Here is a 12,500-nt window from a genome sequence, read left to right on the forward strand (position 1 = left end):
TACCAAAATAAAATAATGAACAGTGTCAGTAGGAGATAGCTTGTGGAACGCGAATTTATGGAATTTGATGTCGTCATCGTCGGCGCAGGCCCTTCAGGCCTTTCAGCCGCATGCCGACTCAAGCAGAAGGCTTTAGAAGCCGGTCAAGAGATCAGTGTTTGCGTCGTTGAAAAAGGCTCCGAAGTTGGTGCACATATTCTTTCTGGTGCTGTTTTTGAGACCCGTGCGCTCGACGAATTGTTTCCAAATTGGAAAGAATTAGGTGCGCCACTCAATACGCCAGTCAAACGTGACGACATTTATTTACTAAAAAATGCTGAAAAAGCACAAAAAATTCCTGATTTTTTTGTGCCGAAAACGATGCATAACCAAGGCAACTACATTATTTCTCTGGGTAATTTATGCCGCTGGCTTGCTCAGCAAGCAGAAAATCTCGGTGTAGAAGTCTATCCAGGCTTTGCCGCCCAAGAAGCCCTGATCAATGAAGACGGTGCTGTATGTGGTATTTTAACCGGCGATATGGGCGTTGACCGTGAAGGCAATCCGAAAGAAGGTATTTACACGCCGGGGATGGAATTGCGCGCGAAATACACTTTATTTGCTGAAGGCTGCCGTGGTCATATTGGTAAGACACTGCTCAAACGCTATAACCTTGATAGCGAAGCAGATGCTCAACATTACGGTATTGGGATCAAAGAAATCTGGGATATCGACCCTGCTAAACATGAAGAAGGTCTGGTGGTGCACACCGCAGGCTGGCCTCTCGACAATGACAATCCAGGTGGTTCTTTCCTCTATCACATTGAAAACAATCAAGTGGTCGTGGGCTTAATTGTTGACCTATCCTACAGCAATCCACACTTATCACCTTTTGATGAGTTCCAGCGTTACAAGCACCACCCAGTGATCAGTCAATACTTAACAGGCGGCACCCGCGTAGCCTATGGCGCCCGCGCGCTGACTAAAGGCGGCCTCAATTCACTGCCGAAAATGGTTTTCCCAGGTGGAGCCTTGATCGGTTGCGACTTAGGCACTCTGAACTTTGCCAAAATTAAAGGCAACCACACTGCAATGAAGTCTGGCATGTTGGCGGCTGACGCTGCTGCGGATGCTATTTTGCAAGGACGTGAAGGTGGTGATCTGCTGACGGCATATGTTGATACGTTTAAATCAAGCTGGCTGTATGAGGATCTGTTCTGCAGCCGTAACTTTGGCGCAGCAATCCATAAGTACGGTGCAGTATTGGGTGGGGCATTTAACTATATCGACCAAAATATTTTTGGCGGTAGAATACCTTTTACCCTACGGGATACCACCCCAGACTATGCCAAGCTCAAGCTGGCGTCTGAGTCAACGAAAATTGTTTACCCTAAACCCGACGGCAAACTGAGCTTCGATAAACTCAGCTCGGTATTTCTGTCGAACACTAACCATGAAGAAATACAGCCATGCCACTTAAAACTGGCCGATGCGAGTATTCCATTGGGTAAAAACTTGTCGATGTATGATGAGCCTGCGCAGCGCTACTGCCCTGCTGGGGTGTATGAAATCGTCACGCAAGAGAACGGTGAGCAGAAGTTTCAAATCAACGCACAAAACTGTGTGCACTGTAAAACCTGCGATATTAAAGACCCTGCTCAAAATATCACCTGGATCGCACCGGAAGGTACTGGCGGCCCTAATTACCCCAATATGTAAAGCTACATAGTGTTCAAAAGCCCTCTTAGCGAGGGCTTTTTTATTCAATAAAAGCATATCAAAATTACTTCTAATTCTTTTACAGCATAACAAGTACCCCCTATAGTGATTGCCTTCTCCTCTTCTCCCAAGGGATCGCGATATGAAACGTTTGTTCACTGCCTCAATTTTTGCCTTAGGCTTTAGCGCCGCAACCGCACTCAATGCAGCGCCATTATTAAATGTTTCTTACGATGTAATGCGCGATTTCTATAAAGATTACAACCCTGCCTTCCAAAAGAACTGGCAAGAACAAGGCCATAAAGCAGTACAAATTCAAATGTCACATGGCGGTTCCAGCAAACAAGCGCGCTCAGTGATTGATGGGCTACCGGCTGATGTGATTACCATGAATATGGCTACGGATATCAATGCGCTGTATGAGTACGGCAAATTAATTCCAGAAAACTGGGCCGAGCGTTTACCCAATAACAGCGCACCTTTTACCTCAGCAACAGTATTGATTGTTCGTAAAGGCAATCCAAAAAACCTACAGGATTGGCCTGATTTGCTGAAAGATGGTGTACAGATTATCGTTCCTAATCCAAAAACATCGGGTAACGGTCGTTATACCTACTTATCAGCATGGGCCTACGTTTTAAAGCATGGCGGCAGTGAACAAGACGCCAAAGACTTTGTAGGTAAGTTATTTAGACAAGCGCCTGTTCTGGACACCGGCGGTCGCGCTGCGACCAGTACCTTTATCCAAAACCAAATCGGTGATGTGTTGATCACGTTTGAAAACGAAGCAGAGATGATCGCTCGTGAATTTGGTCGCGGCGGTTTTGAAGTGGTCTACCCAAGTGTCAGCGCTGAAGCTGAGCCTCCGGTGACCGTGGTTGATAAAGTCGTTGATCGTAAAGGGACTCGCGATATTGCTGAAGCGTACTTAAAGTATCTGTGGTCAGATGAAGCTCAACGCATTGCTGCCAACAACTACCTACGTCCGCGCAATCAAGAGATTCTTGCTGAGTTTGCCGATCGCTTCCCTAAAGTTGATTTTATGCCGGTAGAAGCTACTTTCGGCACATGGACTGAAATCCAAAAGACTCACTTCAATGATGGCGGCATCTTCGATCAGGTCTACGCTGACCAGCAATAAGCCTCTCTAAATACCTGTCACCGTCCTGCCCTACTGCGCAAGACGGTGACATAGCGTGCGCCCACAATACCTCCCACTGCAAGCCCTGCGCCAATCGAGCATCATTGCAGTCAGATCAAAATCAGGCCAACACACCCAATGCTTGCGCTCGCGCAACGGCTTGGGTACGGCGCTCAACACCAAGTTTAAAATTGATATTACGCGCATGAGTTTTCACCGTATGCAGCGAAATAAACAACTTATCGCTCACCTCTTGATTAGAACAGCCCTGCGCAATCAGCTGCAACACAGCCAACTCACGAGCACTTAACGCCTCATATTGCGCCAGCTGCGCAGCAGACACCGTATTTTCAGTATCCTGCGGTAAAGCCGCAAGCAGTTCATCACGAACGGAATCTTGAGGGCGTTGATTCAACTGTTTACGCAACCATTGCGGATGCAGGGTAAACAACGATTGAAAAGCCAAGACAGCGCCGCCTTGTGCTAGCTGCAAAGCAGCGGTTAATGCACAAACAGCCCGCACAGTAACGCCTTGCGCTAACGATAAGACACATAACTGCACCTGAGCCGCCTGCTCAATCACCACACACTCATGTTGCTGGGCATACACAATCAGTGCGTGCAAACGCCGCTCAGCAGATGCCTCCTGCTGAGTCGCAGACTCCAACAAAGCCATCTGCAACTCAACATGCAAAGCCAGTTGTGGATGAAACTCTGATGCCTTATCCATCTGCTGTAAATTATAGGTCGCTGATAAACGCTCAAGCCAAGACTGTGCCAGTTCAAACTGCCCTTGCTGCAACCACAACTCACACTTACTCAACGTCAGCATGGCTAAATAATAAATACTCGGCACATCCCATCGGTGCATCATTCGCTCAGCTTCAGCCAACTGCTCAAAAGCTTCCGCCTCACGCCCACTGACAGCCTCTAGGGTTGCTTGCATCCGATAACCAATCAGCACACTAACATCGCGACACGCATGCGCCTCACTGATGCCAGCACACAGCTTTACTCGCGCCTCTGCAATATGCCCTCGTATCCCTAGCAAAAAGCCTTCATACATGGTTAAACGAGCACGTACAGCATACACACGCTCGCGGGGTGTATCCGCCAACAATTGCAAAGCCTCGCGCACCATCGCCAATGCACGATAAATCTGTCCTCGAACCTGCAATACGCGGGCTCGGTCATAGAGTGCCAAAGCAGTATAAAGTCGACACCCCATACGTTGCGCAAACTCAACATTATCCCGCGTCAGTCGACGCGCGTGCTGAATATCACCCCGTAAAATAGCAATATTACTCAGGACAGAGAGACAAATTTGTCGCTGACCATGGCGTTCAGAGGGCAAATCCAATACCGCTTCACTGCAAAATTGCCAAGCTGCTTGTGCATCACCTCGGCCGCGCGCTAACAAGCCTTGTAACGCTTGCCATTGCGCCAATAAACTACGCTGTTGAGCTTGACTCGGCGCCGGTAAAAACTTACTTAATTGTGCCAGTAGCTGATCGGCGGCATCCAGCTGACACGCCAAGCCTAAAGCCCAGCAATACAAAACAATTAAGCGCGGGGTGCTGGCTAAAACACTATCAGGTAAATCCATTTTCCAACGCAACAGCATACTGATATTTTGCTCAGCCAATAACAGCTCTTCGGCGCTACCTTGCACCAAGCTAGCAGCCACCTGCGGCTGTTCAGCTAACAAAGCATGCTCAACCGCCTCATTGAGCATGCCCTGCTCGGCAAACCAAGCACTGGCACGCGCATGCAGGCCCAGAACTTGTGTCTGTGAGGTCTTTTGTGCCTGCAACAAATCAGAAAACAGATGATGATAACGGTACCACTCGCCACGCTCATCCAACGGCACTAAAAACACCTGATGCGCTAATAAAAACTCAATCATCTCAGCGCTATCATGTGCCTCACGCACCGCATCGCAGAGACTGGTATTAAAACGCTCCAGTACCGCTGTCGCCGATAAAAAGGCTTTAATCGACTCGGGTTGTTGAGCCATAATTTCTTCGAGCAAATAATCTCGAATCAAGCCCTGCGCTCCATGCGGCCCCGCTAACAAAGCATACTCATCATCAGCCGAGCTCATAGCCAATAGCCATAAACGCAAACCCGCCACCCAGCCTTCACTGCGTGACAAGATATTTTGTAAAACAGCCACCTCGACTTGTGCATGCCCTTGCTCAGTGAGCAGCGCTTGCACTTCATTTGAATTAAGGCGCAAGTCTTGCTCACTGACTTCGACAATATATTCGGATAAACGCCAGCGAGCCAAATGCCAATTAGGACGCTGGCGGCTATTAACCAACAGCAGTAAGCCCAAAGGCAGATGATTTAAAAAATATTGTAAGCTGCGATCAAGTACTTCACTTTGCACCAAATGATAGTCATCTAAGACAATCAGTACCGGAGCATTGCTATCTAAGTCATCACTGATTTCATCAAGAAGATCATCCAACCAAGCCTCATAAGGAAAAGCTTGGTGGCTTTGTCTGGTTTTTAAAGCCGCCAAAGCCTGTTCAGCAATATCAGGGGAAACACTGTGTAGAGCCGCTAAGAAGGTTTCAAAAAAACGTCCTGGATCTCGGTAACGCGGGCTTAGTGCCAACCATACAGTGCGCCACTGTTCAGGCAACTGCTCACAAAACTCACTGGCTAAGGCGCTCTTACCAAAGCCTGCAGGAGCACACACCAACAGCAAGCGACCTTGTAAGCCATGGTTAAGCTGCTCACACAAGCGTGGACGACGAATATAACCGACCGGAACCGGTGGTTGATAAAAACGTTCAGTCAAAACCTGTGCGGGGAGCCTATGTTTAGACAAAGTCATGCGCCTAAAATCATGGGTGATTAATATAGACGCTAACCGCGAATCAGACTAAATACTAACTTGCGGTGTGTTACGCCCGATACAGCACACAATTATTTCTTTTTAACGTACAACACTAAATTATGATCAATCATCTCATAACCCAGATCGTCAACAATTTTATGTTGACGTTTTTCAATCTCTTCGTCAAAAAACTCAAAGACTTCACCGGTATCAACACACACAATATGGTCATGATGCTCACCATCATCGAGCTCAAATACCGCGTGCCCGCCATCGAAATTATGGCGGATCACCAAGCCTGCCGCTTCAAACTGCGTCAACACACGGTAGACCGTAGCCAGCCCCACATCCTCGCCAGTGTCCATTAAGGTTTTATATACATCCTCCGCACTCATATGGCGCGGCTCGCATGTTTCTAGAATTTGCATGATTTTAACGCGCGGTAAAGTTACCTTTAAACCCGCTTTACGTAATTCAATATTTTCAGCCATAGTCGTTTTCTCACTAATGCGGTTTCGCTGAGGCGCACAATGCAGGTATGATCAGCGTATCTGTTACTTATTCACGATAGTGGAAGTCCGTCTCCAATGCAAAATAGAACACGTATTATTCGCAGTTTTACCCTTGCCGGCTTATTGGTACTGGCTGGATGCTCATTCCCTGGCGTCCATAAAATCGATATCCAGCAAGGCAATGTTGTTACTCAAGATATGGTCGACCAGCTACGTCCTGGTATGACTACCCGTCAAGTGCGCTTTATTATGGGCACGCCATTGATTACTGATACCTTCCATAGCAATCGCTGGGATTACTTATACAGTATCCAAGTGGCAGGCGGAACACGCAAACAAGAGCGCATCGGTTTAATCTTTGACGATAATAATCAACTGCAAGGTTTATCCGGTGACTTTGTTCCTGGGATCAGTCGTGACCAAGCTATTCTCGGCGAATCCGGAACAGCAAGCAGTCTCACTGAGACGCCTGAGAGCAGTGCAGAGACGGTTATTGTCATTCCGCAAAACAACGTACCAGCGCCAGCACCCGGCTCATTACAAGAGCAAATTCAACGCGAAGTTGACGATGCTGAAGCAGCGCCTATTCCAAAGTCACGCTTAGAAGACGACGAACTCTAAGCCGTTGACATCAGCTATTACTCAGCAGAAGTGGTTTGCGCCGCTTCTGCTGCTTTAGCTTGTGCTGCTCGCTCTGCACGTTGCTTGCGGACCTCTTTCGGATCAGCAAGTAACGGTCGATAAATCTCGACGCGATTACCGTCCTCAAGACAATACTCTTCTGGGCGCGCAACCCCTTTACCAAAAATACCCAAAGGGCTCTGCTGCAAGTCTAAATCTGCAAACTCGCTATCCAGCCCTGAGCGTATAGCTGCTTCGCGCGCAGTAGTGCCTTGCGGCACCTGCAGCTGTACAATTTTCTGCTTGTGCGCTAAAGCGTAAGCGACTTCAACGGTAATTATTTGCTTATCCATAAAGTTCTTTCGCTCGCTGACAAAATGCATCCACCATGGTATTGGCGGCTTGAGTAAACAAAGGACCCAATGTCGCTTTCATAATGGATCCAGCATAATCAAACTCTAAGTCCAGACTGATTTTACACGCTTTGTCACCGAGTGCTTTAAATTCCCAAACACCCTGTAACTGACTAAACGGGCCCTCTTCCAATGCCATAGTGATACGTTGATCAGGCACTAAGGTATTTTTTGTAACGAAGCGCTGCGACAAATGACCTTTAGCAATCACTAAGGCTGCTCGCATAAAGTCGTCACCTTGCTCCAAGATTTCACTGGCTGAGCACCAAGGTAAAAACTGCGGGTAACTGTCGACATCGTTAATCAAAGTATACAATGCAGAGGCACTGTACGGCAGCAGAGCAGAACGTTGAATGTGCGTGGCCATAGTTAGTCTTTATCCATCAAAAAATCGCTTGCGAACGCCTTAGATTACACATTATCGAAAAACCGTCCTGCCATAGCACAATGATTTTCCAGTAAGGCTGGCAATCTCCGATAACAGGCTGCATAACGCATCAAATAAAACACTATTGTCGTGCATTCATGGCTACCTCTCAAGTAAACCATAAAGATTCCTTAGCAGCCTCTCGCCAGACGCCGCATAACGTCTTATAATCCTTCGTTATGGCTAAACATAAAAAACAACCGAAAGGCACCATCGCGCTCAATAAAAAAGCGCTTCATGATTACTTTGTCGAGCAGCGTATGGAGGCAGGTATTGCTCTGGCTGGCTGGGAAATTAAAAGCTTACGCGCTGGCAAAGCACAGTTGGTGGACAGTTACGTCTTACTCAAAGACGATGAAGCATGGCTGATGGGCTGTCATATCAGTCCGTTGACGGCTGCCAGCACCCATGTGATTACCGACCCAACGCGCACGCGTAAACTATTACTCCACCGCAGCGAACTGGATAAGCTTTTTTCCGGCGTACAGCAAAAGGGTTACACCTGCGTCGCTTTGGCGCTGTATTGGAAAAACCATCTGGTCAAATGTGAAATTGCCTTGGGTAAAGGTAAAAAAGAATACGACAAGCGTCACGTGGAAAAAGAACGTGACTCTAATCGTGAAATGCAACGCGCTTTACAAGACCGTAAAAAAGCGCTTTAACTCATTTTTACTCGGCCAGGTCAGTGCATTAAGGCGCTGACCACCCTGCCTCGCGCAACGCCTGAAGAATACTCGCGGCATTTTGTTCACCGCGCAACTGGCTGACGGGCTGTCCCTGCTGATTAACAATATACGTCACTGGTAAGCCGCGAACATCAGGCAGATTAAAGCGCAATGCTGGATTGGTACTGAGCACTGGAAACTCAATGCCTAACTGCTGGCTATCAGCTAACAGTTCCTCACCCTGTAACTGATCGTAGTTAACCCCTAATACCTGTATACCCTGGTTATGCCACTCATCATGCAAAGCATTCAACTCGGGAATTTCTTTACGGCACGGCACACACCAAGCCGCCCAGTAGTTAATCACCAGCCACTGCTCAGCCAGTAACGACTCCGGCACCTGCTTGCCATATTGATCAGTGCCAAGTGGCTCCGCCTGACTGCATGCAGTCAGCATCAGAATAAAAACGATTCTAAGGTATTTTTTCAAAATTATTCTCTCTTCTGCCAAGGCATACCGCCCAAGCCGCTTAGCCTGCTAGAATGCCTCATACGTTTTTTTGAGGTCACTGTTATGACTGATATAACCCTATACCACTATTCACGCTGCAGTAAGTCACGCGACGCCTTAGCGCTGCTTGAGGAGCGCGGCATCAAGGCTAATATTGTGCACTATGTAGAGACGCCTCTGAATGCACAACAATTAACTGTTTTGCTAGAGCAACTGGGTCTCCCTGCTCGTGACTTAGTGCGCACCAGTGAGCCCGCCTATAAAGAGTTGGGGCTAGATAATCCAGAGTTAAGCGAAGCACAATTAATTGACGCTATCGTGCAAGTACCGATTTTGATGCAACGTCCAGTCTTAGTCGTTGGTCAGCGTGCTGCGCTGGGTCGCCCACTGGAGAATCTACTCGAGATCTTGCCATGACACCACCCTATATTTTAGTGCTTTATTATAGTCGTTATGGCGCTACAGCTGACATGGCACGGCATATTGCCCGTGGTATCGAAAAAGGCGGGATGGAAGCGCGGGTACGCACCGTACCAGCAGTCTCCAACGAGTGCGAAGCCGTTGCAGCAGAGGTTCCTACTGAAGGTGCGATGTACGCCAGTCTCGATGATTTAAAAAACTGTTCGGGCTTAGCCTTAGGCAGCCCGACTCGCTTTGGCAATATGGCCGCGGCGATGAAGTATTTTTTAGATGGCACCAGCAACCTGTGGTTAACCGGCGAACTTGTTAATAAGCCGGCAGGCGTCTTCACCTCCACTTCAAGCCTGCATGGCGGTCAAGAAAGTACTTTACTCAGCATGATGCTGCCTTTGCTGCACCATGGCATGTTGATCTGCGGCCTCCCCTATAGCGAACCGGCCCTCATCAATACACAAAGCGGCGGCACACCTTACGGCCCAAGCCATGTTGCCGGTGCCGATAGCAAGCGTGCGCTGGATCAAGATGAAATCAGTCTATGCCTTGCCTTAGGTAAGCGCTTAGCGCAATTTGCCCAACAACTGGAGACGCCCCGTGGCTAAAAAAAGCCCTAAACCGCTACCTGAACTCAGCTGGCTAGAGCCTCGCTTGCGCATCAGTCGCATCATCAGCTTAGTCTCACTGGCTGCATTAGCGGTGCTCTTGGTCGCGTGGAATATGTTTTTCACGAACCAGCATAACACCCCAGGCCTGGGCGCTTTGGCGATTATCAGCTTTGCTCTTGTGCCGTTGATAATCGTGGCCCTGGGCATGCTCTTAGGTTCAACCAAAACGCATATCTGGGCCTGTATTCTAATTAACATCTACTTTGTCCACGGCGTGCTGGCCAGCTTCTCTACAAGCAATGCTTGGTTAGGTTACGCCGAGACATTTTTAAGCGTACTGCTATTTTGCAGCGCATTAATGTATACCAGCTGGCGCTTTAAATACGACCGTAAGCTGGCTGGCGAAGTTTAATCAACGTCAAGCAACAAAAAAAACCCCAAAAAGTTAGTCCAACTTTTCGGGGTTAGCTCAGTATGCAAGAGCGGCTTTTTTGTAACGCAACTGGATTAGCACATACTTATTGCTCTAAGTATTTTTCCACATCCAATGCTGCCATACAGCCGGCACCGGCTGAAGTAATCGCTTGACGATAGATATTATCGGCCACATCACCAGCGGCAAAGACACCTTCAATACTGGTCGCAGTGGCATTACCGTCACGCCCACCATTGACCACCATATAACCGCCTTTCAATTCCAATTGGCCTTCAAATAAGCTGGTGTTCGGCGTATGCCCAATAGCGACAAATAAGCCATCGACCGTCAGCTCACGCGTGCTGCCATCGTTATTGAGTAAACGTACACCTGTCACGCCCATCTCATTACCGAGCACTTCATCAACCTGAGCATTCAGCGCCAGCTCGATTTTGCCTTCAGCCACTCGTGCCTGCAGTTTATCTTGTAAGATCTTCTCAGAACGGAAGGTCTCACGACGGTGAATCAGAGTGACTTTGCTGGCGATATTAGATAAATACAGCGCTTCTTCAACCGCCGTATTCCCACCACCAACCACTGCTACCTCGCGGTTACGGTAGAAAAAACCATCACAGGTGGCACAAGCAGACACACCCTTCCCCATAAAGGCTTCTTCAGACGGCAAGCCTAAGTAGCGTGCACTGGCACCGGTGGCAATAATGAGTGCATCACAGGTATAAGTACCGCTATCACCGATCAGGGTAAAAGGCTTACTTTGCAGTTGTGCAGTATGAATATGATCAAAAATAATTTCTGTTTCAAAACGCTCAGCATGCTCTTGCATACGCTGCATCAACGCCGGACCGGTAAGGCCCTCAGGATCGCCTGGCCAGTTATCCACTTCAGTGGTGGTGGTCAACTGTCCACCCGCTTGCATTCCCGTAATCAATAGCGGCTTTAAATTAGCGCGCGCAGCGTATACCGCAGCACTGTAACCGGCAGGACCAGAACCAAGAATAAGCACAGGGGAGTGACGAACTTCAGACATAAATAACTCCTAACAAGGGACCTAAGGCAAAATAATGTGTCATAGAGTACAGTTTGCAGACTCGCGCTCCAAACTCTAACCTTAATGGTGAATATGCACAGACTACACCACTTAATCACTGTTTGACTCTGCCCATATCGTCTACCAACAACACTTCTCATGCCACTCGGATAGGAAACATGCTATGCCTGCTCAACCTCTTGGCGGCCCCCAGTATTTAAATGCGGGCTTTAAAATGATTATGCGTCCTGATTTACGCATCTTCGTCTTATTACCACTCTCAATTAATATCGCAGTTTTTTTCGGATTGATTTACTTTGCAGTACAACGCTTTAATGGCTGGGTTGCACAACTAATGCCTAATCTACCCAGCTGGTTATCATTTTTAGACTATATTTTGTGGCCGCTGTTTGTAGTGTTAGTGTTGTTGATTATATTTTTCACCTTTACCACCATCGCCAATTTGATTGCTTCGCCCTTTAATAGCTTTCTCGCTGAAAAAGTTGAGGTCATTGCTCGCGGAGAAGATCATTTCCCGCCTTTTAGCTGGGGTGAACTGCTGGCAATGGTACCGCGCACGATGTGGCGGGAAATGCGTAAACTGGGCTATTTCTTGCCTCGCGCACTGGGCTTATTGATTTTATCTTTTATACCTGGAGTCAATATTATTGCAGCACCACTCTGGGTGTTATTTAATATTTGGATGATGGCGGTGCAGTATATTGACTACCCAGCTGATAATAATAAAGTTAGCTGGACAGTGATGCTGGCATGGCTGCGCAGCAAACGCTGGCTCAGTTTAGGCTTTGGCGGCATCACTTATTTAGCGCTAATGGTGCCTTTTTTTAATCTGATTGCCATGCCCGCAGCGATTGCCGGTGCCACGTTACTCTGGGTTGAACAGCGCAAAACGGAACCGACGGTTTAGCGAAATAAGCCAGCTGCACTGTCAAACAGTGCAGCGACTCAGCAGACATTTAGACTAATGCATCTTGCTCTTCTTGCGGCAAGACTTTAAAGCCTGATAAATCATGCACCCAATACTGGATCGCCGCTCGACTATCACTGCTAAGCGGCGCAGTGCTGTAGCAAGATGTTCGCTCGACTCGAGGGTAAAAACATGGCGTGCAAGGGGCTGACGCTCAACGGTGCAAGGAAATACGCAGCGAATCACCAGTG

Annotated in this window: 14 protein-coding genes; 8 read left to right on the forward strand and 6 right to left on the reverse strand. The window is 48.0% G+C overall.

Annotation, left to right across the window (positions count from 1 at the left end; genetic code table 11):
* Nucleotides 1–42 precede the first annotated feature (42 nt).
* Entirely contained in the window at nt 43–1,698 is a 1,656-nt protein-coding gene (locus JYJ62_RS11770) for an electron transfer flavoprotein-ubiquinone oxidoreductase (RefSeq protein WP_205342418.1), read from the forward strand.
* A 142-nt stretch (nt 1,699–1,840) separates the two neighbouring features.
* Nucleotides 1,841–2,839, forward strand: coding sequence for a sulfate ABC transporter substrate-binding protein (locus JYJ62_RS11775; protein WP_205342419.1), 999 nt, complete (start codon nt 1,841–1,843; stop codon nt 2,837–2,839).
* Between the two features lie 121 nt (nt 2,840–2,960).
* Here JYJ62_RS11775 and JYJ62_RS11780 read toward each other — a convergent pair whose 3' ends face one another.
* Complete coding sequence (locus JYJ62_RS11780; RefSeq protein ID WP_205342420.1) at nt 2,961–5,684, reverse strand: LuxR C-terminal-related transcriptional regulator; 2,724 nt, start codon at nt 5,682–5,684, stop codon at nt 2,961–2,963.
* A 92-nt stretch (nt 5,685–5,776) separates the two neighbouring features.
* A complete protein-coding gene (gene fur, locus JYJ62_RS11785; protein WP_205342421.1) occupies nt 5,777–6,178 on the reverse strand; it encodes a ferric iron uptake transcriptional regulator in 402 nt (133 codons plus the stop codon).
* 96 nt (nt 6,179–6,274) lie between these two features.
* Between fur and JYJ62_RS11790 the strand changes: the two genes are divergently transcribed.
* Nucleotides 6,275–6,820, forward strand: a complete 546-nt coding sequence (locus JYJ62_RS11790; RefSeq protein WP_205342422.1) for an outer membrane protein assembly factor BamE — start codon at nt 6,275–6,277, stop codon at nt 6,818–6,820.
* Between the two features lie 17 nt (nt 6,821–6,837).
* Here the strand turns inward: JYJ62_RS11790 and JYJ62_RS11795 are convergent, their stop codons facing one another.
* A complete protein-coding gene (locus JYJ62_RS11795) occupies nt 6,838–7,173 on the reverse strand; it encodes an RnfH family protein (protein WP_205342423.1) in 336 nt (111 codons plus the stop codon).
* Nucleotides 7,166–7,600, reverse strand: coding sequence for a type II toxin-antitoxin system RatA family toxin (locus JYJ62_RS11800; RefSeq protein WP_205342424.1), 435 nt, complete (start codon nt 7,598–7,600; stop codon nt 7,166–7,168). Before JYJ62_RS11800 ends, JYJ62_RS11795 begins: the two co-directional genes overlap by 8 nt.
* Before the next feature lie 239 nt (nt 7,601–7,839).
* Here JYJ62_RS11800 and smpB point away from each other — a divergent pair, with 239 nt between their 5' ends.
* A complete protein-coding gene (smpB, locus tag JYJ62_RS11805) occupies nt 7,840–8,322 on the forward strand; it encodes an SsrA-binding protein SmpB (protein WP_205342425.1) in 483 nt (160 codons plus the stop codon).
* Between the two features lie 28 nt (nt 8,323–8,350).
* Here the strand turns inward: smpB and JYJ62_RS11810 are convergent, their stop codons facing one another.
* Nucleotides 8,351–8,782 (reverse strand): TlpA disulfide reductase family protein, encoded by a 432-nt coding sequence (locus JYJ62_RS11810; protein WP_205342574.1) that lies wholly within the window; start codon nt 8,780–8,782, stop codon nt 8,351–8,353.
* A 117-nt stretch (nt 8,783–8,899) separates the two neighbouring features.
* Between JYJ62_RS11810 and arsC the strand changes: the two genes are divergently transcribed.
* Genes arsC through JYJ62_RS11825 form a run of 3 tightly spaced genes read left to right on the forward strand, consistent with a single transcriptional unit; the run spans nt 8,900 to nt 10,270 of the window.
* Nucleotides 8,900–9,253 carry an arsenate reductase (glutaredoxin) gene (gene arsC / locus JYJ62_RS11815; protein ID WP_205342426.1) on the forward strand — a complete coding sequence of 118 codons (354 nt, stop codon included), beginning with the start codon at nt 8,900–8,902 and terminating at the stop codon, nt 9,251–9,253.
* Nucleotides 9,250–9,855: an NAD(P)H:quinone oxidoreductase gene (wrbA, locus tag JYJ62_RS11820; RefSeq protein WP_205342427.1), complete on the forward strand. Its 606-nt coding sequence runs from the start codon at nt 9,250–9,252 to the stop codon at nt 9,853–9,855. Before arsC ends, wrbA begins: the two co-directional genes overlap by 4 nt.
* Nucleotides 9,848–10,270 carry a DUF2069 domain-containing protein gene (locus tag JYJ62_RS11825; protein ID WP_205342428.1) on the forward strand — a complete coding sequence of 141 codons (423 nt, stop codon included), beginning with the start codon at nt 9,848–9,850 and terminating at the stop codon, nt 10,268–10,270. Before wrbA ends, JYJ62_RS11825 begins: the two co-directional genes overlap by 8 nt.
* Before the next feature lie 106 nt (nt 10,271–10,376).
* On the opposite strand, the gene trxB is transcribed toward JYJ62_RS11825, so the two are convergent.
* Nucleotides 10,377–11,321 carry a thioredoxin-disulfide reductase gene (trxB, locus tag JYJ62_RS11830; RefSeq protein WP_205342429.1) on the reverse strand — a complete coding sequence of 315 codons (945 nt, stop codon included), beginning with the start codon at nt 11,319–11,321 and terminating at the stop codon, nt 10,377–10,379.
* Between the two features lie 184 nt (nt 11,322–11,505).
* Between trxB and cysZ the strand changes: the two genes are divergently transcribed.
* Nucleotides 11,506–12,249, forward strand: coding sequence for a sulfate transporter CysZ (gene cysZ / locus JYJ62_RS11835; RefSeq protein ID WP_205342430.1), 744 nt, complete (start codon nt 11,506–11,508; stop codon nt 12,247–12,249).
* The last annotated feature ends 251 nt before the right edge of the window (nt 12,250–12,500 follow it).

The sequence above is a fragment of the Denitrificimonas caeni genome, assembly GCF_905120345.1.
Lineage (GTDB): Bacteria > Pseudomonadota > Gammaproteobacteria > Pseudomonadales > Pseudomonadaceae > Denitrificimonas > Denitrificimonas caeni_A.

Excerpts from the sequence above, each read along its gene's own strand:
- JYJ62_RS11775 (WP_205342419.1), top strand. The coding sequence starts at position 1,841 with ATGAAACGTTTGTTCACTGCCTCAATTTTTGCCTTAGGCTTTAGCGCC.
- JYJ62_RS11780 (WP_205342420.1), bottom strand. The coding sequence starts at position 5,684 with ATGACTTTGTCTAAACATAGGCTCCCCGCACAGGTTTTGACTGAACGT.
- fur (WP_205342421.1), bottom strand. The coding sequence starts at position 6,178 with ATGGCTGAAAATATTGAATTACGTAAAGCGGGTTTAAAGGTAACTTTA.
- JYJ62_RS11790 (WP_205342422.1), top strand. The coding sequence starts at position 6,275 with ATGCAAAATAGAACACGTATTATTCGCAGTTTTACCCTTGCCGGCTTA.
- JYJ62_RS11795 (WP_205342423.1), bottom strand. The coding sequence starts at position 7,173 with ATGGATAAGCAAATAATTACCGTTGAAGTCGCTTACGCTTTAGCGCAC.
- JYJ62_RS11800 (WP_205342424.1), bottom strand. The coding sequence starts at position 7,600 with ATGGCCACGCACATTCAACGTTCTGCTCTGCTGCCGTACAGTGCCTCT.
- smpB (WP_205342425.1), top strand. The coding sequence starts at position 7,840 with ATGGCTAAACATAAAAAACAACCGAAAGGCACCATCGCGCTCAATAAA.
- JYJ62_RS11810 (WP_205342574.1), bottom strand. The coding sequence starts at position 8,782 with ATGCTGACTGCATGCAGTCAGGCGGAGCCACTTGGCACTGATCAATAT.
- arsC (WP_205342426.1), top strand. The coding sequence starts at position 8,900 with ATGACTGATATAACCCTATACCACTATTCACGCTGCAGTAAGTCACGC.
- wrbA (WP_205342427.1), top strand. The coding sequence starts at position 9,250 with ATGACACCACCCTATATTTTAGTGCTTTATTATAGTCGTTATGGCGCT.
- trxB (WP_205342429.1), bottom strand. The coding sequence starts at position 11,321 with ATGTCTGAAGTTCGTCACTCCCCTGTGCTTATTCTTGGTTCTGGTCCT.
- cysZ (WP_205342430.1), top strand. The coding sequence starts at position 11,506 with ATGCCTGCTCAACCTCTTGGCGGCCCCCAGTATTTAAATGCGGGCTTT.